Source organism: Vibrio sp. OPT46 (genome assembly GCF_015163535.1).
Classification (GTDB): domain Bacteria; phylum Pseudomonadota; class Gammaproteobacteria; order Enterobacterales; family Vibrionaceae; genus Vibrio; species Vibrio alginolyticus.
In genome coordinates this window covers 1-1,486 of sequence record NZ_JADDYG010000437.1, presented here as the reverse complement: position 1 = coordinate 1,486, position 1,486 = coordinate 1, and the positions used below count along the sequence as shown (strand labels likewise).

Sequence of the window (1,486 nt, the reverse complement as noted above, 5' to 3'; positions counted from 1 at the left end):
TCGCTTCTGTTGATGACGCCGTTTACGAAGGCCCTGAAGATTTCAGTGTGACAGTAACCGGCATTGGCGCAGTGCAAGGCAGCGATACGGGAACGGCAACGATAGTGGACGACGGCACGGGTCCAGGCTCTGATCCGGATGATGACCGTCCAAGCGTGACAATTACCGATGCTGGCAACATTAATGAGGGTGACACAGCGAACTTCAAAGTGACGCTATCGAACGCGTCTGAAGCGGAAACGCAAGTGGAGTTGGGTCTTAATCTCGGCGATACCGAAGTTGGAGATTTAGGCACCCTAGAATACAACACAGGCTCCGGTTGGGTTGCAGTGCCAAACGATGGTGTAGTAACGGTGCCAGCGGGGCAAACTGAGTTTGATGTGCGTATCGCTTCCATTGATGACGCCGTTTATGAAGGTCCTGAAGATTTCAGTGTGACAGTGACTGGCATTGGTGCAGTGCAAGGCAGCGATACGGGGACGGCGACGATCGTGGACGACGGCAGTGGTCCGGGCCCTGATCCGGATGATGACCGTCCAAGCGTGACTATCTCAGATGCTGGCACCATCAATGAGGGTGAGACAGCGAACTTCAAAGTGACGCTGTCGAATGCCTCCGAGTCCACTGTTCAAGTCGAGCTAGGCCTGAACTTAGGTGACACCGAAGTTGGAGACTTAGGCACCCTAGAATACAACACGGGAAGTGGTTGGGTTGCAGTGCCAAACGATGGCGTAGTAACGGTGCCAGCAGGGCAAACTGAGTTTGATGTGCGTATCGCTTCCATTGATGATGCGGTGTACGAAGGCCCTGAAGATTTCAGTGTGACGGTGACTGGCATTGGCGCAGTGCAAGGCAGCGATACGGGTACGGCGACGATAGTGGACGACGGCACGGGTCCAGGACCTGATCCGGATGATGACCGTCCAAGCGTGACTATTTCAGATGCTGGCACCATTAATGAGGGTGACACGGCGAACTTCAAAGTGACGCTATCGAACGCGTCTGAAGCGGAAACGCAAGTGGAATTGGGTCTTAATCTTGGCGATACCGAAGTTGGAGATTTGGGCACCCTAGAATACAACACGGGAAGCGGTTGGGTTGCAGTGCCAAACGATGGTGTAGTAACGGTGCCAGCGGGGCAAACTGAGTTTGATGTGCGCATTGCTTCTATTGATGATGCTGTTTATGAAGGTCCAGAAGATTTCAGTGTGACGGTGACTGGCATTGGCGCAGTACAAGGCAGCGATACCGGTACGGCAACGATTGTGGATGACGGCAGTGGTCCGGGCCCTGATCCGGATGATGACCGTCCAAGCGTGACTATTTCAGACGCTGGTACTATTAATGAGGGAGAGGCAGCGAACTTCAAAGTCAACTTATCGAACGCCTCTGAAGCGGAAACGCAAGTGGAGTTGGGTCTTAATCTCGGCGATACCGAAGTTGGAGATTTAGGCACCCTAGAATACAACACAGGCTCCGGTTGGGT

The 1,486-nt window shown here is 53.4% G+C and carries 1 protein-coding gene; it reads left to right on the top strand.

Annotated features, from left to right (window positions below; translation table 11 throughout):
* A partial coding sequence (locus tag IQR33_RS33545; protein ID WP_322631785.1) for a Calx-beta domain-containing protein occupies positions 1-1,486 on the top strand: 1,486 nt, incomplete at both ends.